15 protein-coding genes are annotated in these 20,342 nt (G+C 59.8%); 5 read left to right on the plus strand and 10 right to left on the minus strand.

Annotated features, from left to right (window positions below; translation table 11 throughout):
• Window positions 1–4: 4 nt before the first annotated feature.
• Both H8K11_04085 and H8K11_04090 read right to left on the minus strand, forming a co-directional pair.
• The gene (locus H8K11_04085) at window positions 5–1,990 is read right to left on the minus strand and encodes a DUF4071 domain-containing protein (protein ID MCS6262914.1); all 1,986 of its coding nucleotides are present in this window, start codon (window positions 1,988–1,990) and stop codon (window positions 5–7) included.
• A 420-nt stretch (window positions 1,991–2,410) separates the two neighbouring features.
• Window positions 2,411–4,294 (minus strand): potassium transporter Kup, encoded by a 1,884-nt coding sequence (locus tag H8K11_04090; protein ID MCS6262915.1) that lies wholly within the window; start codon window positions 4,292–4,294, stop codon window positions 2,411–2,413.
• Between the two features lie 323 nt (window positions 4,295–4,617).
• Between H8K11_04090 and H8K11_04095 the strand changes: the two genes are divergently transcribed.
• Window positions 4,618–7,017 carry an RNA-binding transcriptional accessory protein gene (locus H8K11_04095; GenBank protein MCS6262916.1) on the plus strand — a complete coding sequence of 800 codons (2,400 nt, stop codon included), beginning with the start codon at window positions 4,618–4,620 and terminating at the stop codon, window positions 7,015–7,017.
• Between the two features lie 38 nt (window positions 7,018–7,055).
• Here H8K11_04095 and H8K11_04100 read toward each other — a convergent pair whose 3' ends face one another.
• The 8 genes from H8K11_04100 to H8K11_04135 all read right to left on the minus strand — a co-directional run bounded on the left by H8K11_04100 (window position 7,056) and on the right by H8K11_04135 (window position 15,476).
• Window positions 7,056–7,658 (minus strand): pyridoxamine 5'-phosphate oxidase family protein, encoded by a 603-nt coding sequence (locus H8K11_04100; GenBank protein ID MCS6262917.1) that lies wholly within the window; start codon window positions 7,656–7,658, stop codon window positions 7,056–7,058.
• 14 nt (window positions 7,659–7,672) lie between these two features.
• Window positions 7,673–9,016: a sigma-54-dependent Fis family transcriptional regulator gene (locus tag H8K11_04105; protein ID MCS6262918.1), complete on the minus strand. Its 1,344-nt coding sequence runs from the start codon at window positions 9,014–9,016 to the stop codon at window positions 7,673–7,675.
• A gap of 19 nt (window positions 9,017–9,035) precedes the next feature.
• Window positions 9,036–10,622: a HAMP domain-containing protein gene (locus tag H8K11_04110; protein ID MCS6262919.1), complete on the minus strand. Its 1,587-nt coding sequence runs from the start codon at window positions 10,620–10,622 to the stop codon at window positions 9,036–9,038.
• A gap of 222 nt (window positions 10,623–10,844) precedes the next feature.
• Window positions 10,845–11,870: a sulfate ABC transporter substrate-binding protein gene (locus H8K11_04115; GenBank protein MCS6262920.1), complete on the minus strand. Its 1,026-nt coding sequence runs from the start codon at window positions 11,868–11,870 to the stop codon at window positions 10,845–10,847.
• Window positions 11,871–11,894: 24 nt separating this feature from the next.
• Window positions 11,895–12,215, minus strand: coding sequence for a DUF2325 domain-containing protein (locus tag H8K11_04120; protein ID MCS6262921.1), 321 nt, complete (start codon window positions 12,213–12,215; stop codon window positions 11,895–11,897).
• 31 nt (window positions 12,216–12,246) lie between these two features.
• Entirely contained in the window at window positions 12,247–12,978 is a 732-nt protein-coding gene (locus tag H8K11_04125) for a hypothetical protein (GenBank protein MCS6262922.1), read from the minus strand.
• Entirely contained in the window at window positions 12,975–13,799 is an 825-nt protein-coding gene (modA, locus tag H8K11_04130) for a molybdate ABC transporter substrate-binding protein (protein ID MCS6262923.1), read from the minus strand. Before modA (H8K11_04130) ends, H8K11_04125 begins: the two co-directional genes overlap by 4 nt.
• Window positions 13,800–13,835: 36 nt before the next feature.
• Window positions 13,836–15,476 carry a hypothetical protein gene (locus H8K11_04135; GenBank protein MCS6262924.1) on the minus strand — a complete coding sequence of 547 codons (1,641 nt, stop codon included), beginning with the start codon at window positions 15,474–15,476 and terminating at the stop codon, window positions 13,836–13,838.
• A gap of 224 nt (window positions 15,477–15,700) precedes the next feature.
• Here H8K11_04135 and H8K11_04140 point away from each other — a divergent pair, with 224 nt between their 5' ends.
• The 4 genes from H8K11_04140 to H8K11_04155 all read left to right on the plus strand — a co-directional run bounded on the left by H8K11_04140 (window position 15,701) and on the right by H8K11_04155 (window position 20,340).
• Entirely contained in the window at window positions 15,701–16,900 is a 1,200-nt protein-coding gene (locus H8K11_04140) for a helix-turn-helix domain-containing protein (protein ID MCS6262925.1), read from the plus strand.
• 47 nt (window positions 16,901–16,947) lie between these two features.
• The gene (gene modA / locus H8K11_04145; protein ID MCS6262926.1) at window positions 16,948–17,778 is read left to right on the plus strand and encodes a molybdate ABC transporter substrate-binding protein; all 831 of its coding nucleotides are present in this window, start codon (window positions 16,948–16,950) and stop codon (window positions 17,776–17,778) included.
• Between the two features lie 123 nt (window positions 17,779–17,901).
• Window positions 17,902–18,543 carry a hypothetical protein gene (locus tag H8K11_04150; protein MCS6262927.1) on the plus strand — a complete coding sequence of 214 codons (642 nt, stop codon included), beginning with the start codon at window positions 17,902–17,904 and terminating at the stop codon, window positions 18,541–18,543.
• A gap of 66 nt (window positions 18,544–18,609) precedes the next feature.
• Complete coding sequence (locus tag H8K11_04155; GenBank protein MCS6262928.1) at window positions 18,610–20,340, plus strand: hypothetical protein; 1,731 nt, start codon at window positions 18,610–18,612, stop codon at window positions 20,338–20,340.
• The last annotated feature ends 2 nt before the right edge of the window (window positions 20,341–20,342 follow it).

The raw sequence follows: 20,342 nt of genomic DNA on the forward strand, positions 1-20,342 counted from the left end.
ATGTTCACCACATCGATCGAATATCCATCCACCTCACCTGTCCTGTCCTGCGCTTCACCTCGTTGTACATGTGGGCCGTGCCGCCCGGTCCGTCGCCTCCGCCGCCGTCCCAGAGGCAGAGGAAGCGCACTTTGTCGATGCCGTAGGACAAAGCAGTATAGAGCAGCCACCGATTGCAGCGTTCAAACGGGCTCACACCTTTGGGTAGCGGGCCGAGTTCATCGGGCATGATGCGCGGATCGTCCTTCAGGTCGGACTTGAGCGCATAGAAACGATCACGCCACTTGGGGCCGTCGACAGAGGGGAGGATCGAGCGCTGGATGAATTCCGGCTCCGGGAGCGGCAGCAAGAGTTGCAGCCGCACGTTTCGTTGCCGGCAGGCTTCGAGAAACAGGAGGTCGCCGCCGCTGGCGCCTTGGGCGAGTGCGAGATCATCCGGTCCGGCGCCCAATTGATCCAACGCCGCGGCGATGTTCTGTGCCGCGATCGCCTCCTTCTCGGCGGGGAACCGCTTGGTAGGGCGGTCCGGCGCGTCGATCATGTGGCCGCTGAAGAGGATCACCTGTCGCGGTTGCCAGTCTTGGGGCTTCTGAAGTTTCTGCAACGCGCGGTCGAAGGTCGCGATGCCGGCCTCGACGTTCTTCGGCCGGAAACCCAGATCCTTGAGCAACTGGAGCTGGGCGCGACCGGAGTTGAGCGCAAACCAGTCCTTGTCATTTTTCGCCAGGGCTTCCTTGTAAGCGGCCTGCGCCGCCTCCGGCGTACCGACCAGCACCTCTAGATCGCCCAGGGTCATGTTCGACCAGAATCGCTGCTGTTCATCCGGCTCGGCCTCAGCCGCAAATCGGACGGCCCCGGCCATGGTGTCCATTTCGCCGTCGTAGCGCGGATCTTTGATGATGAGGTGGCGATGGAGGTGCATCAAGGTGAGCGCGTTGATGCCGGAGTAGTAGTGACCGGGGTTGCGGCGATAGGCGGTGGCGTAGCTGTCGATGGCGGCGCGTAGCAGGGCATCTTCGTAGGCCGCTTCGTCTTGCATCTGCTCCGGGCTGTTGCCGGAGCGGCGCCAGGCGGCGATCCAGGCATCCTTATCGACTCGACCGAGCAAGGCCCAGGTTTCGGGGTCTTGCGGATACAGCTCCAAGATTTTTCGGTAGTGCGCCCGCGCGCGGTCCGACGAGTGGCCTTGGCGACCGGCCAAGGCGAGCCGCTGCAAGCAGATGCCCTGCTCACGAAGGCCCTTGAGATTGTGCGGCTCGACCGCCAGGCCTCGTTCGAGCTGTTCCAAGGCAAAGCCGAAGCGTTCGGCCTTGCGCAGGGCCTCGCCGGCCTTGATCCAGGCCTCGGCTCGAAACGCCGCGATCGGCGCCTCGTCTGCAAGGACCAGGACATCACCGATGTGCCCCGCTTTTCGCGCCAAGGCGATGCGGTCTTCCCATGCTTGGTGCTGCTGCCAGAATTCTTGCACGTTGCCGATGCGGAGCAACTTCCAGTCCGGTTCCTGAAGGTTGGGCATGAGTTGATAGACCGGGCTTACCTTACGTCCGTGCCATGACTCCATCGTCGCTTTGACCATATCGGCAAGGTTCTTCTTGTCCGCTTCGACTGTCGCAGGATCCGGCCCACGGTCCTTGATGCTGTAGCGGAGCTTGCGATCGGTATAGAGGTCGAAGGCGGTCGTCACTCGTCCGCCGCAGATCAGGACGACGCCACGGGCGCGCAGCGCATGGCGCACGCCCAGCTCGTACCAGACGTTGGGGTTGTCCAGCGTGAGGTCCGCCACGACGAGGTCGGCGATGAGGAGTTCCTGGAACATGTCGGTGCGGATGTCGCCGGCCTGTACCTCTTCATCCGCACGAAACACGTCCAAGCCAGCGGCTTCCAGTGCCGGCTTGATCAGCTCAGCATAGACACGATTAAAATCAATCTCGTGGCCTTGGCTGTCTGGCTTCACGCCGAACGGCATGGCGACAAAGGCATGTGGCTTCATGCGGGTCTCCGATGGTGAGCGCAATACCAGGCTGATTCGAGTGTCACATACGAAAGCCTGCGTACTATGGAGCAGCTAGGAGCGCATCATACTCCGTTTGTAACCCGCTGAACATTGCGATGAGCCAGCCAAGGTGCTGTGCTTCGATTCCACCATGTCGAAGTCGAAAAGCGCGGATCGTAAGCCGCAGCCAAGGCTCCACCTCATCAATTCAGCAGCAAATGCTATACCGGGAAACGCGGTGAGCGGTCTTTGCTTATTTTGTGCGGTGATGCGAAATGCATGTATTTGCGAGGAAGGAGAGCATGAAGGAGTGGAGTATCCGAAAAGCACGGTGCTGTTATCAAAAGAGATACAACGGATTACTTGTCCAATGCATTGACCGAGCGCAGACCTGTGCCATGAGCGCGCCTGTTGCGATCAAATCTCCAGCACCAGTCCGATTTCAACCACCTGTTCCGCCGGTAGGTGGAAATAGGAACTGGCTCTCTGGGTATTTCGTGAGAGGAAGACAAATATTTTTTCCCGCCAGATTGCCATCCCCGGTTTCGGCGTCGCCAAAAAGGTCAGTCTGCTCAGGAAGAACGTGGTCTCCTCGACAGGGAGGGTATGGCCGCGGGCTGCGAGGTAGGTGAGTACACGTGGAATGTCCGGCGTTTCCATGAATCCGCATCTGGCGACAACTTGAAACAGGTTCTCCTGGATGGTGGTGATTTCCAGCGGGCCTCCGGATGGAACGTAGGGCACAGGCTCTGTGCGGACTGTGAGGATATAGACTTGCTCGTGCAGAGATTTGTTGTGCCGGACATTTTGCAGCAAGGCGGGCGGGGTGATGTCGGGATGTTGAGATAAAAATACGGCGCGCCCGGCGGTTCTGCATTGCACCTGCGACAAGACGTCCCGGGCGAATTGACGCAATGGAGGAAACTGCTCGCGCAAGTGGTCTGCCACGATCGCGCGTCCTCGCGCCCAGGTACTCATGACGGTGAACACGGCCGCGCCGAGCAGCAGCGGGAACCATCCGCCATGGGGAATTTTTTGGGCATTCGCGAGAAAGAAGGCGAGATCGATGAGCAGGAAGCCCCCGACCGCCATGGCTGCCGGTAGCGGGCTCCATTGCCAATGGGCCTGGACCACGCGGTACATCAGGAGGGTCGTGATGATCATGGAACCCGAGACGGCGATGCCATAGGCTGCGGCCAGATTACTGGACGATCCGAAGGTAAGGATCAGACCGACGGTGCCGATGAACATGAACCAATTCAACAGGCCAAAGTAGATTTGGCCATGTTGCTCGGCGGACGTGTGGGTGATCCGCAACGGCGGCAGATAGCCCAATTGAACGGCTTGCAAGGTCAACGAGAAGGCCCCGGACAGCATGGCTTGGGATGCGATGACGGTGGCCATGGTCGCCAGCGCGATCAAGGGGTACAGCATCCAGTCGGGGGCCAGGAAGTAAAAGGGATTGGCCAGAGCCGCCGGGGTCCGCATGAGGAGCGCACCCTGGCCGAAGTATTGGAGCAGAAGGGCGGGCAAGGCCACCACAAACCAGCCGAGTTGGATCGGTCGGCGTCCGAAGTGACCCATGTCGGCATACAGCGCTTCGGCACCCGTGAGGACCAGAAACACACTGCCCAGCACCAGGATGCCGACTCCTGCATGCCGAATCAAAAACTGGATCGCATACAACGGATTGGCGGCACGCAGAACCTCCGGGGTTTGGATCAAACTGTGGAGCCCGAGCAGGGCCATCGTGACAAACCAGAGCAGCATGATGGGGCCGAAGATGCTCCCGATCGTTCCGGAGCCCCGGCGTTGGATCATGAACAACAAGGCGACCAGCGCGACGGTCAGAGGCAGGATGTAGGGGGTAAACACGTCGGTGGTCAGCGTGAGCCCTTCGACCGCGCTAAGGACCGAAATGGCCGGTGTAATGATGCCGTCGCTATAGAGAAACGCCACGCCGATCAAGCCGAGTGTGACGACCACGTTGAGCCCTTTGCGGAGATCGACCGGGCGGGACTGCTGGCTGAGCGCCAGGAGCGCCAGCATGCCTCCTTCGCCCTCGTTGTCGGCTTTCATTACGAACAGCAGATATTTCACGGTGACGACGAGCACGAGCGACCACACGATCATGGACAGAATCCCCAGCACGTTGTCGGGAGTGACCGGCAGGCCATGCGATTCGTGAAAACACTCGCGCAGGGCATACAGCGGGCTGGTTCCGATGTCGCCATAGACCACTCCCATGGCGGCCACGGTGAGGGAGACGGAAGAAGATTGGTTGTTGAGATGCTTCGGCATGGATACGTGACGGGGGCCCGACCCGATTCGCGATGGTCCTGTGTTGCGACGGGTCGAACTATACCATGTTGGATGAGGGGATGCCGGTTGGTTCCGCAGGGTGTCGTACACCGCCGCATCTGCTCCCATGTGAAGAGAGGTGAGTGGCCGCGCATCCGGCCTGGAAGTTGCGCGAATCTTCTGCTAGATTCCCTGTCGGCCCGTGCGAACGATCATAGGAGTCGCGCCGGCCAAGTCTTCGAATTCATCTCACAAGAAAGCCGCTGAGACCGGGAGGGTCGCCTCCGGCCGGATCTCGCTTTCGGAAAGCCCAATACGCACCTATGACTTCTCCAACGACACCGACCATTTCATCTGCAGCCCAGCAACGCATCGTCGATCTCATCGCCAAGGAACTTGGAGTGACCGCCCCGCAGATTGCGGCCGCGGTGACGTTGCTGGACGGTGGAGCGACGGTGCCCTTTATAGCGCGTTATCGCAAAGAGGCTACCAACAACTTGGACGACACGCACCTGCGCACCCTGGAAGAGCGCCTCTTGTATCTCCGTGAATTGGAAGAGCGGCGGCAGACGATTCTCGCGTCGATCGACGAGCAGGGGAAATTGACCGACGAGCTGCGCCGGGCGGTCGAGCAGGCTGCGACGAAACAAGCCGTGGAAGATATCTATCTGCCCTATAAACCCAAACGTCGCACCAAGGCGCAGATTGCGCGCGAGGCCGGACTGGAGCCATTGGCGAACGCGCTCTTCGCCGACCCGACGCTCGATCCGGACCAGGAAGCCGCCAAGTATGTCAAGGTGGTAGCTGCAGCGGAAGGCGTCGAAGCCGTCAACGTACCCGACGCGAAGGCGGCGCTCGAGGGCGCCCGCGATATTCTGGTCGAACGATTCGCTGAAACCGCTGAGCTGCTCGCGACGCTACGCACAAAATTGTGGAACGAAGGCATTGTGACCTCCACGGTCATGCCCGGCAAGGAAACGGCGGAAGAAGAAAAGTTTCGCGATTACTACGCCTATTCGGAAACCATCCGTACCATTCCCTCGCATCGTGCCCTGGCGATGTTTCGCGGCCGCACGTTGGGTGTGTTGAAGCTCGACCTCGGGTTAGGGGAAAGTCTCGAAGCCATCGTGCCGCATCCCTGCGCGGCGATGATTGCCGCCCACTTCGGTATTGAGAATCGCGGGCGCCGTGCCGACAAATGGCTGACCGATGTCTGCTATTGGGCCTGGCGCGTGAAAGTGCATCTGCATCTGAGCACCGAGCTGTTGCTGCAGGTGCGCGAAGCCGCCGAAGCGGAGGCAATCAAGATCTTCGGTCGTAATCTCCATGAGCTGCTGCTGGCGGCGCCCGCCGGTCCGAAGGCCGTGCTCGGTCTCGATCCTGGTCTCCGCACCGGCTGTAAAGTGGCGGTTGTGGATGCGACCGGGAAATTGCTGGACACGGCGACGATCTACCCGCATCAACCGCGTAACGATTGGCAGGGGGCCTTGGCGACGATCACCCAGTTGGTGCTTCGGCACGGTGTCGAATTGATTTCCATCGGCAATGGTACCGCAAGCCGGGAGACCGACAAATTTGCCGCCGAAGTCGTCAAGCTGGTGGCGGAGCAGAAACCGGAACAGAAACTGGCGAAGATTGTGGTAAGTGAAGCCGGCGCCTCCGTCTATTCGGCCTCGGCCTTTGCCGCCGCGGAGTTTCCAGCGCTGGATGTGAGTCTACGCGGCGCCGTGTCGATTGCCAGACGGTTGCAGGATCCGTTGGCCGAACTGGTCAAGATCGATCCCAAATCAATCGGCGTCGGCCAGTACCAACACGATGTCAATCAGCGTGCCCTGGCGCGATCGCTCGATGCGACGGTCGAAGACTGCGTGAATGCGGTGGGTGTGGACGTGAATACCGCGTCGGCTCCGTTGCTGGCGAGGGTATCCGGCTTGAATCGCGTGCTGGCGCAAAACCTCGTGGAGTACCGTGACACCCACGGTCGGTTCCAGAACCGGCACATGATCCTCAAGGTACCGCGCCTCGGCGAGAAGACGTTCGAGCAGGCGGCGGGGTTCCTGCGGATCAACGACGGCGACAACCCGTTGGATCGTTCCGCCGTCCACCCGGAAGCCTACCCGGTGGTCGAGCGCATGCTGGCGCGGTTGAATAAAGGCATTGCCGAGGTCATGGGCAAACCGGCCGCGTTGAAGGAACTCTCGCCGGCGGAATTCACCGACGAGACCTTCGGTCTGCCGACGGTGCGCGATATCCTCACGGAGCTGGAAAAACCAGGCCGTGATCCGCGTCCGGAGTTCAAGACGGCCACCTTCCGGGACGGGGTTGAGTCGCTTGCCGATCTGCAAGCCGGGATGGTGCTCGAAGGAGTGGTGACCAATGTCGCGGCCTTCGGCGCATTCGTCGATATCGGCGTGCATCAGGACGGCCTCGTGCATGTGTCTGCGCTGGCGAACAAGTTCGTCAAAGATCCGCACGAAGTCGTGAAACCGGGTCAGATCGTGAAGGTGAAGGTGCTGGCCGTCGATGTGCCGCGACAACGGATTTCGCTGACCATGCGCATGGAGGATGCCGCGACGCCGGCCTCACAGCCTGATCCCCGTGCCGGAGGGCCGCGTGACACGCGCGACCGACGCCCCGCCGATCAGCAGCGGGGTGGACCCCGTGAGCCTCAGCCCATCGGGGCATTTGCACTGGCCCTGGCCCGCGCCAAGGAGAAAAAGTAGCGAGCGGGCTGTTCGCTTCCGGCGCGCTGGTGAGTGGCTCAGGGAGTGACCTTGAAGAAATTCCCGCCTTTGGCCTGCTCGTCGTCGCTGCCCCAGGCAATCTGCTTATCCAGTCGCTTGAGGAGCGGCACATGCTTGGAACAGTGGATGTAGGCTTCTTCCACGCCGATGAGCACCCACGCCTTGGGGTGGCGCCCGCCCTTGATGTGAGCGGCTTCGGCGATGCGTGCCGGAAGCTGGGAGAGGCTCTCCGTTTCGCTCGGGTTGAGCACACGCGCGGTTCCATTGACGTGGAGCCCGACCGTGCTCTGATAGAAGTCGGGAAACATCAACCCGATGTGCGGATTCTCCAGAATGTTCCCCAGACTCGCCAGCACCCCGTTACCCCGGTATTCCGGGTAGACCAGGGTCTTCTCGTCGAGCACCTGCACGAATCCCGGTTCGCCGGCTCGAAAGGAACAATCACACGCACCCTTCCCGTCGGCGGTGGCAATGAAGACCATCTCCATCCGGGCGATGAACTGTTGCATCTGCTGATTGAGGTGGGGCAGGGTTTGGTGGGCATAAAATGCTGTTGCGCGAGCCGAGGTGCCGAATCGCTCTTGTGCACGCTGTTCGCCTGATGATCCCGGCCTGTCCATATTGAATGCTCCTTTTAGCCCCCGCCGTCGTACTTCTTCAGTTTCGCCAACAGCGTTTTGTAGTCGATCCGGAGGGTTTGGGCGGCTTTGGTTTTGTTGCCGCCGCTGGATTCCAGCACCAGTTGAATATGCAGGCGTTCGATCTCATCGAGGGGCAGGTGGGACCGGTCGTCGGGTGATGATGCGGACGCCGCCCGAGGGAGCACCTGCAGGACTTCTTCGCAGGTAATCGGTCCGGAGTTCGGACTCATCAGGACAATGCGTTCGATCACATTGCGAAGTTCGCGCACGTTTCCCGGCCAGCGGTAGGTCGCCAGGTGTGCGAGGGCTTCCGGGCTGAGCGTTCTCGTTGCGGTGCCCGGGATACGAAGGTGGTGCAGAATATGATCGGCCAGCGCGGCAAGATCCTCCGGTCGTTCGCGCAACGGCGGCACATGCAGCGTCACCGTGTTGATACGATACAGGAGATCGTCTCGAAACCGGCCTTGCAGCACGAGTTCCTGGATGTCCCGATTCGTGGCGCAGATGATCCGGACATCCGCCCGGAGTGTGCGCGTACTGCCGACAGGGCGGTATTCCTTCCGGTCGAGAAACCGCAGCAGGCTGACCTGCATGGGTCCCGGCATTTCGCCGATCTCGTCCAGAAACAACGAGCCGCCGTCGGCGGCGGCGATCAGTCCGGGTTTCGCCTGGGCGGCGCCGGTAAACGCGCCTTTCTCATAGCCGAACAACTCGCTCTCCAGCAACTCTCGACTCACGGCTCCGCAATTGACGGCGATGAAGGGCCGCTCGGCCCGCCGGCTGTGCGCGTGCAGCAGGCGCGCGACCACGTCTTTCCCGGAACCGGTTTCCCCCTGAATCAGCACCGGGGCCTGCGACGGGGCCACTTGCACGATCTGTGTCTTCACCGTCCGCCAGGCCTGGCTGATCCCCTCGACGATCGCGTCCTGTCGATACCCGCCGTGCCGCGCCGCCAGATTCTCGCGGCGAAGCTCCCGCACCGTGCGAAGTCTTGCGAAAGCGGCCTTCACGGCCGCGCCGTCGAACGGGGTGTCCTTGATGAGGAAATCCCACGCGCCGTCTTTCATCGCAGCCACGGCGTCTTTGACGTCGCCATGGCCGGTCAGGACGAGCACATCAACGTCCGGTTGATGCTCCTTCACCCAGCGCAAGATTGCCCGGCCGTCGAGACCGGGCATGCGGAGATCGGTGATGACGCAGTCGAATGAGGCCGTACGGAGTCGATCGAGGCCTTCCTGCCCGCCGCCCGCTGTCTGCGTGTCGCAGCCTTCCTCGCGGAGCGCCTGTTCCACGACGAGACGGACAAATTCTTCGTCGTCGACAATGAGGGTGCGCATGTGTTCCATGGTCATGAGGTCACGCTGAAGCAGGATGAGGTGGAGGGGAGGGCCGGTCCACGACGGATTCGGCGCGCTCCGGAAAGGCCAGATAGAATGTGCTGCCCGCTCCGGGAGCGGATTCCACCCAGACCCGGCCGTCATGTTTGTCCATGACGAGTTTCACGATCGCGAGGCCCACGCCCGTGCCCTCGTATTCCTGCGGGCTGTGAAGTCGCTCGAAGAGTCCGAAGATCTTGTCGTAGTGAGACGGGTCGAAGCCGATCCCGTTATCCTGCACCCACAGGATGCGTTGGTGTTCCATCCGGGTGCCGCCGATGGTGATGGTCGGCGGTGAAGCGTGGCGGGAGAACTTCGCTGCATTGTCGAGGAGGTTCGCGATCGCTTGACGGATGCTCACCGGTTCACCGTAGAGATCGGCAAACGGTAGGGCGACCTGGATTTTCGGCTTCGGACCCTGGAGTCCGCTGAACCGGTCGGTGATGAGGGTGGTGATCATTTCCAACACATTGAAGCGTTGACGAGGGAGATTCTGTTGCTCCAGCCGGGAATATTTGAGCAAGGCGTCGATCATGTGCGTGAGGCGCAGCGCGGAGCGCCGGATCACATCGATCTGGTGCCGGGTCTTCTCGTCGCCGCCGTCGGCAAATTGTTTTTCCAGCAGGGAAGAGAAGCCCTCGATTTCCCGCAACGGCCCTTTGAGGTCGTGTGCGACGGAATAGGTAAAGGCTTCAAGCTCTTTGGTCTTCCGGGCGGTCGCGGCTGTCTGTTCGCGCAGGCTGGTGACCATGGATGAGAGGGAGGCGGCCAAGGTGCCGACTTCGTCACGGCCGGGCCAGGATTCGAATTGCGCAGTCAGGTCGTGGTGAGCGACGCGGTCGGCCGTGACGGAGAGACGTTGGAGCGGCTTGGCGATCTGCCGGTTGACGGAGACATAGATGACGGTGCTCATCAGACCGAGCACGGCGACCAGGCTTAACGCAATCAGCCGCGCCTGTTGGAGCAGCAGATCGCCTTCCACTTTCATTTCTACATCGATATCCCGATGCGCGGCGACCAGTTGGTCGAGATTGTTCATCAGTTCCACGATGAGGCCGTCGGTCTTGGCGACCGGTGAGGGTGCCACGCCGGCGCGCTGAGGTCCGGCGAGCGCGGTCTGCCACAAGGCGGACAGATCCAACAGGATTCGATCGACCTCGGCGATGGCGCGATCTTCCTGGTCGGCGAGATCCATGCGTTGATGCTGGATCAGCATGCCTAGGAGAATCGGATGGGTGCGGGCCGCATGGGTGGAACGGTACAGGTCGAGGGAACTGCGGATCTGTTCGGCGTGGCGGCTGAGCCGGGCAAGGGTGTCGGCCGCATCGGCCTTCGTGATCTGCTCCAGAAACAGATGCAGCGTGAGGTTCATTTCATAGGCGGAACGTTGCATGGTGGCCGCGGTCACGATGGCGGGGACCGTAATGCGTTTGTGGCGGTCCACATAGCTGTTGATGCGACTGAGGTACACGAGCAGCGCTGTGAGGCTCAAGGCCAGCAGACTGAGGATGACTCCAAAGGAGATGAAGAATTTTTGTCCGATGGAGCGGTCGTGGAGCCAGCGCATGCAGGCCTCGTGGTGAGGGCCTACGGTATCACAGTGACTGGTGTGGTGCCAGTAAGGTTCCTGTCGAATGGGCGGTCACGGGCGGCATCGTCTTCCCTCTATGTTCGCCAATGAGCCGTTGTTCGAATGACTTGCGTATGAGACCGGCGGGAAGAGGCGTGGCCCGCTTTGATACAGGTGCATGTGCGCGCCACGCGTTCCGAACAAGTGGACAATCCGAGGCTATCGTGTTTCCTCCACGGCTTTCGTCCAGGCTCCCTGCGGACTGAACAGTGCGGCGAAGACCCGGTCCCATCCCCCCAGATCTGCGATCGTAAATACATGCGGCGGATGCACGAAGACAGATGTAGAGGCCTTGGAGACGGCCTCGTTCGTCGGCCGGAAGCCGAATTCCACAAAGGCCTGTTGGGCTTCCTCCCCGTTGAGGAACGAGACGAAGGCATCGGCCAGATCCCGCACATGGTGCCGGTCGGCGTTTCGATCGATCACCGCGACGGGGTTTTCGACCACGACAGTTTCAGCGGGAAAGACCAACTCGTAAGGACGGCCTTGTTTGATCCGCGGAAGTAATTCGTTTTCATAGGTTACGATCACATCCCCCACACCACGCTCAAACGTCGTCACCGATTCGCGCCCGCTCTTGTCCATGACTTTGACGTGTCGCTGCACGCGTTCGACGAGATCGACGGCATGCCGATCCACCGCGGCGCCGGCGAGACCCTGTTGTTTCCCGTGGTGAAGGCCGGCTCCGTAGATCGCGATGACATCCCACATCGCCCCGCCAGATGTTTTCGGGCTCGGATAGAGGACTTCGACGCCTGGTTTGGTGAGGTCTTCCCAGCCTTGGATGGCCTTGGGGTTTCCTTTGCGGACACCCAGTGCGACGATTGATGTCGTGACAATGCCCTTGTGGGGACCTTGCTTCCAGTCATGAGTTACGAGGCCGGCTTTCACCAACTGCTGCAGATCGCTCTCCAACGACAGCGCCGCGATATCCGCATCGAGCCCTCCGGCGACGGCACGTGCTTGTGCGCCGGATGCGGCGAATGAGCTTCGAACCTGAATGCTCTCTCCTGTCTTTTGCTTCCACTGCCGGACAAAGGCGGGAATGATTCGCTTTTCGTAGGCCTCCTTCGGCACGCTGTAAGCTGCGAGGAGGAGCTCCCGGGGTTCAGCGCCGGCGATCGCCGGCAGGATTGCAAACAATGAGAGAAGTATTGTGAATCGGGTGAGAGTCTTGACGTGCATGGTGATAGCCACTCCTGTGATTCGTTAAAAAACCGCTGCGCACTCTTTCCTGTCGAGCCAGTGCATCAGGTCGAGCGGCCGCTCACCGGCCGCCCGGACTTGACGCCCCCGTTTCTGGAAAAATACGGGAAGGCCGCGGCGTGTCGCTTCGGTCCGGACCTTTCTCGCCAACGTATGGTTCACTCGATCCAGGACCAGCACCACGGCCTCTGTATCTTTGGGAATCGACCTCGTTAAATCCCTGGTCTTGCGTCCGCTCCAGTGTTCGACGCATCCGTGGCCGCCGGCGTAGGCCCGTTCTGTGATGGCGCCGACCGAATCACCGCCGACGACCAGGATCGACATGGGATCTCCTTTCTTGCTCACGCAGATCGCACTAGGGCTGCGAAACTTTCTCGCTTCGGCGTTCCAGTCCGGGTTGCACCGGCATGGACGACAGGGCTTCTCGATATCGAATCTGCAGCTCTTCTCGCTGATCAGGGGAGAAGAGACGTACGCCTGAACTCACCTTGACCAGAAATTCCTCCGGCTCGAACGTCACATCGTGCGCGGCTGAGGCTTCCGGAATATTCGGCAACTGCCGGTCGTATTTACTGATATCCGGACCGGGGCTGTGCCGGTCATGCACCCCGCTGATGGTGAGGTGCAGAACGGGCCCTCTGATGGAGATCCAGCCGGTCGTCGTTTCCTCGTCTCCCTGGTCAGTGGCATGGCTCAGGTGGAAGTACACCCGCTCGGTGGGACCGGCCTGTGCCAGCGCCTTCGCGAGCGGCGGCGCCAACACGGCAATCTCCTCATTCCGGAATGCCCTGGTGCGGTCCGCTTCCCCGACAAACAAACGATGCACGAAGTTTCGTCGTTCCCATGCACGGACTCCTCGAAGCAGAGTCCCGACCTCGGTCGCCGTTAGTGCTGCGGGATGCGAGTTGGCTGTCGACTCAGGGTCCTGTTCCACTCGCACCTCGCTCAGACCCGACTGATAGATAGTCTTCGGCGGCGTGACCGGTCTGCCGGCGCAACCGGTGACCAATGCCAGTCCGATGAGGGCGAGCATCACCCGTTTCGACAAAGGATGTGTCTGTTGTGCTGTGTTCCGGATGCCGTTCATGGTTTCACCTCCTGCCGCTGAACGAGACCGACGTCTCCCGTGACACGATCAAATCCATATTCCTGAAAGAGGGCTTGGGTCTGGGGCGCGAGCAAAAACTCGATGAAGTCGCCTGCGCCGGAGACGTTCTTCGCCGTCCATACGGCTGCGACGCCGTAGCGGACCGGCGTGTGGGATTCGACCGGGGCCGTATCCAGGATACGGACCTTGTCGTTAGAGGCGGCATCGGTGCGATACACCACGCCGACTTCGGCTTCGCCCTTGGCCACGAGATCGAGGACCGCGCGCGAGTGCTCGCCGAAGACGTATTGTGACTTCAGTTTGGGTTCGAGCTTGCTGTACTTCAGAAATTGTGCCGCCACTTTTCCCACCGACGAGGTCTTGGGATCGCCGATGGCAATGCGCCGGACGGGCACGGTTTCCAGGTCATGAATCGTTCGCACCGGCGCGGGGAGGGCGGAGCCGGTGATCAGCACCAGCGAGGTGCCGGCGAAGGCGCGTTTGGTACCTTGTATGATCAGTCCCTTTGTTTCGAGCTGATCGATTTCTTCAAAAAGCGACGGCAGGAAAACGTCGACCGGTGCGCCCTCTTCGATCTGCTTGCGGAGGCTTTGTGAGGGGCCGTAGATGACCCGCACGTTGATTGCAGGGTGCTTGGCCTCAAATCGTGGCAGCACTTTTCTGAGCGCGTCTTTTAAGCTGTTGGCGGCGGCAATGGTCAATGTCTCCGGCTGGGCCTGCGCCGAGGGCACCACTCCGGTGATGCCGATCAGCATACTGAAGAAGAGCCAGATGCCGAAGAATGTGTTTCGTCGTGTCATGATCGTCCTCCCGTGACTGTCGCGTATTCAGGTTGTCTAGAAAAAGAACTGATATTGGACATTGATTCGATTCTCGATGAGGTCTCGTCCGAATCCAGGCTGGCTTTCGAACGGGAACCGGTCCGGGGCGCGACCGCCGCTCCCCAGGGTGATGTTCGAGTAATCGACGACGAGCCGGTTGTTATAGGTACCGTCGAAACTGTAGTTGATCGCAGCGCCGAACTCCTTCACCAGATCATCGACCTGCTGCGTCGAGGGATCCATGAATCCATATCGTACGGCCACCTCGAGCTTTCGTGGAATGATGTATTTGCCCACCTGGGCGTACCAGCCATAGGCCTGGCCGAGATTGACGGCCGGGCCCAGGAATTGGGCTGATGGGATGGTGTTGAGGTCGAAGGGGCTGGTGCCGCTGTTGGCATTACGCAGTCTCTGGTGCCGGTAGTAACCTTCGGCCTGGAACGACCAGCCTTGATACTTGGTGATGAAGTCCACTTCATAGGTTTGGAAGTCCCAGATTCCACCGGCGAGCAAGCGGCCGTTGTAGGCCTTGACGACGGCCTGCCGGTAGGCCCGCTCGACAATGTCGGAACGGATCGAGCTGAGATAGTTCTGTGCCGGGTTATAGGCGTAGCCGAAGGCGATGGCCGATTGAAGGCTGCGCGAATTCAGGATGTCTCCCTGGCCATATCCAGGATTGCCGGCGATCTTGTACAGCAACCGGGCCGTATACATCATCTCACCGGTCATGAAGCGCGTGTCATAGTTATACGTTCGGGTCGTCGCCGCCCCCGGCGCTCCGGGTGTTCCGGTCTGGGGGAGCACATTTTGACTGACGGATGTTCCCTCTCTGGCGAGATTCGCGCCGACTCCTCCCCAGATACCGAAGGCGTAGTTGAATTTGTACTGGTCCTCGTCGCTCGAAATGCTGACGCCGATATCGCGACTATTCTGCTGGTTGGCGGCAAAGGCGTTTTGCACGATCAAGTTGTCGGCGAAGGTTGAAGTGGCCATCGAGCTGATGGTCGCGCGATTGAACCAGACGCGCTGTTGACCGGCCTGAATGGTCAACCAGGGGATATGCCAGGAGGAGATATAGGCATCGAGCAGCCCGGCCCTCCCGCTCCCGCCTTCCTGATTCCATGTGGTTTGATCGAAGGCCCAGGAGATGTTGTAGCGGAAGTCAGGATCGAAGGCGTAGCCCAGGAATTGGAGGCGGGCACGCGGCACGCTGAACTGGTTCGAGTCGCTTTGCTTCCTGATCGCGCGATATTCCACCTGGCCGCCGAGGATCTCGGGATTTCTCGAATCGCCGACGGTGCCCCACCCTTCATTGTAGGCACTGTGGCTGTAGCGGACCTGGGTGAGCAGTCGGAGCTTGAGGAAGAATTTGTCACCGACGCGAAAGTTCAATCCATTATTGACGTCGATGGTGTAATTCGGCTTCGCGATCTGGTCACGCTTTTCGAGGACCTTGAGGCCCTTGTCGTATTCTTCCTGGGTGATGATGCCTTTTAAGAAAAGGTATTTGAGGCCTGGATCTTCGCCTGAATAGTACTCCCACTTCCCATCCTTCTTAACCAGCTGACCTTCCTCGACCGCTTGAACGGAGGTGATGGTTCCAGCGATCAAGCTGCCGACCACCAAGACAATCCCCAAAAACGTGTAGGCTCTCATCTGATCTAACCTCCGATTTGGTGATATTCGAAACCGTTTAAATATTTCAAAATGTTAATTCGTATGCATTTTATTAAACTTCTGTATTCCGGTGAGGTATTAAATATATCAAGTTATGTAAGATTGTCAACAATTGACTCGTAAAAATTGAGTGAAACGCATCTTCTGGTAAAATGACAGTATGCTTGACATGTGTAATGTATTGTGTCATTGTCCGGTCCGCTATGACGAAACACATTCCTGCTGACGATTCCCAGCTTGTTGAAAATTTACTGGTCCAGCTCAGGCAGGCCAAAGGTCTCTCCCGTGTCGAACTTGCGGCCCAGGCCGGTATTACCCGGCAGGCCGTGCATGCCATCGAAACCAATCAATATCTTCCGACCACTGCAGTCGCGCTCCGGCTTGCGCAGGCCCTCGGCTGTCGAGTGGAAGATCTCTTCCGACTGCTTCCGCAAGAAGAGGTCGTCGAAGGCGAATGGTTCACTGCTTCGGCTCCGATGCAAGCTCCCCGCAACGCCATGCGCGTGAAGGTGGCTCGAGTGGGGGCGCGATTCATCGTCCGACCGGTTGCCGAGCTAGGGGAGGTGATGAACTACGCCGTACCGGCAGACGGGCTTGTTCTGCCGTTGCCAGCCTCCCGCCGCTCGCCGCGTTCCCAGCACCCATCCCGTACAGTGCAGGTTCGGCTCCTCCGGAACCGCCGCGTCATCGAACAGGAAATTGCCGTGGCTGGATGCGACCCTTCGGTGTTTCTGGCGGGCGACTACTTGCGACGGCAAAAAGAAGATTGCACGGTGGTGGGATGGACACTGGGAAGTGCCGCCGCGATCGATGCACTGAAGCGAGGCGAGGTGCACATGGCGGGTGTGCACGTCGTGGACGCGCAGTCAGGAGAGTCGAACCTTCCTTATCTCCGTCGGCATCTCAAGGGCAACGAATATTTGGTCGTCACGTTTGCGGTCTGGGAAGAAGGGCTGCTCGTAGCCCCGGGCAATCCGAAATCGGTTCGCGGAGTCGAGGACTTCGCTCGCACTGATATCAGTCTCATCAACCGGGAGGCGGGGGCAGGTGCGCGGTTGCTGCTCGATCAAAAGCTGACTTCCGCCGGCATTGCCCCGGGGACAGTCCTTGGGTATGACCGAATAGGGCGGTCCCATTTTCAGGTGGCGCGCACCATTGCGGAAGGCCATGCGGATGTGGCCGTCGGAGTGAGGGCGGCTGCCAATCTGTTCGGGCTCGAGTTTCTTCCCCTCCAACGGGCCCGCTATGACTTCGTGGTACCCAAGGCGCATCTCGCAGACCATCCGGGCATTGAGGCCTTTCTGAATATTCTGGTGAGTCGATCCTTTCGAGCAGAAATCGATGCCCTCGGCGGCTACGACATGACGGAGACAGGAACGGTGCATGATCTGCGCGTGCATTGAGGCGCGTCCTGTCGGCAATGCAATTGGAGCCTATGGGGTGGAGTGACATGACAGTTCGAAACAGCGCGATCATTTTGAGGCTCATGACTCTCCTGTGGGTGAGTCTGCTCCTGTGCGACGGCTCTGCTCGGGCCGGACAGGAACCGTTTGTGATTGCCGGTTCGCCCAGCGTTAAGGGAGTGATTGATCGACTCGGGGCCGGATTTGAACGGACCCATCCTGACGTCCGCATGAAGCTCTACGTCGATAGCGGGTTGGATTTGAGGCGAACGATTGCGGGCATGGAAAATAGTATGGTCGGCCAGTATTTCATCGGCAGCGGCCCCATCCATATTGTGGCTCCGGGCGGAGACGAGGTGCTCACCAGGTTGGAGCAAAAATACTATGTGCTGCCGGGAACGAAACAATCCTATGCGGTGGAGCAATTGGTCTTGGTCGTGCCGGAGTCATTGGTCGACGCGGCTGAATCGCTGGAGGCTTTGAGCCGAGGAAGCGGTCGCCTCGCAGTAGCCGACCCCTCACACACCCGCTTGGGGGCGCAGACCGGTGCCATGCTGCGCACGCTGGGTCTCGAAGCATCCTTCGACAGGCGTCTCGACGTGGCGACTGATTCCCGTGGCGTCCTCGACCATGTGCTGAGCGGGCAGGCCGATGCAGGTATTCTGTTCGGGCACGAGGCGGTGACGGCGCAGGAGCGGGTTCGGGTCGTGGCGAAATTGGAAAAAGGATATCCCCAAACCGTGCATTCGATGGCCATGGAACGGTACTGCCCCAATCGAAGTCTCTGTGAAGAGTTTTTGGGATATCTGCACAGTGCGGAGGCGCAAGCCATCGTGCGGGAGGCCGGGTATGGCGTGCCGGCTGGTCGGCGTCCATAGCCCAGCCCGCCTGTCATTCAGCGATGTGAGTCAGTGCATCATTGTATCTGTTCGTCACCGTTTATCGGCATACATGAGGAGAGGCAGATGGGACGCATAACGAGACCGGCTCTGTGGAGGCACATGGTCCTCTGGACCTGCGTCGCCGGGTGGTCAGTCGGCCTGACCCTGGGCGGCTGTGCCAGGCTACCCTATACGACGCGTACGGTGCATGAAGATCAGCGGGTGGTGGTGAGGGTGCAACGAGAAGTCGAGCCCACATCGTATACGCACCCGGTGCAATTGAGCAGCGGGGAGATAGCCAGTTTGTTGCGGGGCTTTTCGATCCGTGAGCAGCAGCGCTTGCCGTTGCGCTGGTTCACGGAGGAATTGCCGCCCAAACCGCTCTTTCGAGAAGATGAACTCCAGGCCCTGGCGCCACACCTTCAGCAGGGCCTTCAGCAAGTCGGCCCGGACGAGCGGGCGCATTTCGAGCTCCGTAGTCCCGGGTTCAACCCGGAGTATGGCCGGGATACGATTGCCGGATGGATGGCCGTCCGTGATCCCTATCTTTATGTCACGATCGAATATTTTCACACGCAAATCCCCGTGCGGAAGTCCGACAATTACGACTCCAACTATCCCCTCCCACCGCCCACACCGAAGGACTACATCCTCTACTTCGAGCCGGGACGGTTTTGGAACACCGACGACAAGCGGACCAGGGCGGTAGCGTATCGGCAGTTCTTGAAATCCGGGGAGGCCGGCACGGCACCACCGCGCTGAGCACCGGCCGGCCTTCGAACTGGCCGATCCGTCTATCGATCACAACATGACATCATGGAGTTGGTTATGAGCACAGACAGGCGAGGTGTGCGCGTATTGTGGACTCAGCGGCTTCCGGGGCGAATCCTCATTCAGGCGATGGCTCTGCTGCTGGTTGTGTTGGGCTCTGGGTCTCTGAGCGAGGCGGCAGATTCAGGCAAGCTGGTAGAGAAAGACGGCAAGTATGTCTTTGTTGAAAGCATGGACCCGTCCCTCAAACTCCTGCTCGAGCGATCCGTTAAGAGCGGCATGATTACCCAGGAGGAGTACGACCAGGTGCTGAAAGATTCGGAGGAACGCACCCAGTTGCTGTCGCCGAGTTTTCGCGGTTGGTACGACCGTGGATTCAACCTCTCGATGAACGATAATGCGTTCTTCCTCAAAATCCGCTTTCGCAGTCAACTGCGATTTACGCAGCGGTTCCGCAACGACGCCTGGCGCAATCCCGGCGAAGCCAAGAATTTCCCTGAATTGCTGGGGGTATTCGGCGATTATCGAGCCAATCGTTCGGAGAACAGTACGTCATCGTTCAACGTGAGACGGTTGCGGTTCTATTTCATGGGCCATCTGTTCGATCCGGACTTTAAATACTACATCCAGATGCGGGCGGAGACGGCCGAGAACGCGCAGTCGCCAGGATCCCTGTCGCTCTTCGACGTCAACTTTACGTACACCCGTCTGCCGTGGGCGAACGTGCAATTCGGCCAATACAAGGTCTACTTCAATCGGTCGCAGATCAATTCCACGGCCTCGATGCAATTTGCCGAACGTGCGCTCGTGCAGGATGCCTTCACGGCGAGCGGCTTGGATCGTCGGGATATCGGCATCACGATCATGAACGACGAAGAATTGTTTCCCGTGAATTACTATCTCGGCGTGTTCAACGGCGCAGGGCCGAGTTTCAACCGCCTGGGTTCCTTCACATCAGAGGAGGCCACCGTCGGTTGTCCCGGCGGCCAGACGGGCGGCAATCCCTTTCCCTCCCCGGCAGGCTGTCCCGTCAATCAACGCAATTTGAACGCGAACACGCGCATCGATGTAGACCGGCTCATGTATGTGGCCCGATTGAACTGGAACATCCTGGGCCGCCCCGGTTATGGGGAAGGTGATCTTGCCTATTCTGAAACGCCGCAGGTGGCCGTCGGCGGCGGCTACTCCTACAATCCCGGGGTCAATACCAGTTCCGACAATGCCTTCGTCGGGTTGGACCTGGCCAACTTAAATATCCGGCGGCAACTGGCAGCCTTCGGCAATGGCCGCCAGCTCGGCTTGGGCATCGTCGATTATTCCACCTGGGCTGCCGATGGTGTGTTCAAGTATCGCGGCTTCTCGCTGCAGGGAGAGTTTTACTTCAAGAACGTTATCCGGCACGATAAAGGCTTGCCTTGTATGAATGCCGCCTGTACGGCGACCGCGCCGAATAATTTCGGCAACGCCATGGGTTGGTACGTGCAAAGCGGGTACTATCTCATCCCGCGGACCGTAGAGCTTGCGGCACGGTATGCCTATTGGGATCCTGACACCGCCTCCGCCAATGACTTGATCAAGCAGGCGGATGTGTCGCTCAATTGGTTCTTGAACGGGACCTACGATCATCAAATCATGGTGACCTACAGCAATACTCAGTTCGGTACGGGTGGCTATGCCATCGGCCGCAGTGCTCCCCTGCCTCCAGGGTCCGGGACTGTGCCGCTCGACGCCGTGGGCGGCACCTTGATCGAAAACGCCATCCGGGTTCAGTATCAGATCTTTTTCTAAGG

The organism is Nitrospira sp. (assembly GCA_024998565.1).
GTDB lineage: Bacteria > Nitrospirota > Nitrospiria > Nitrospirales > Nitrospiraceae > Nitrospira_A.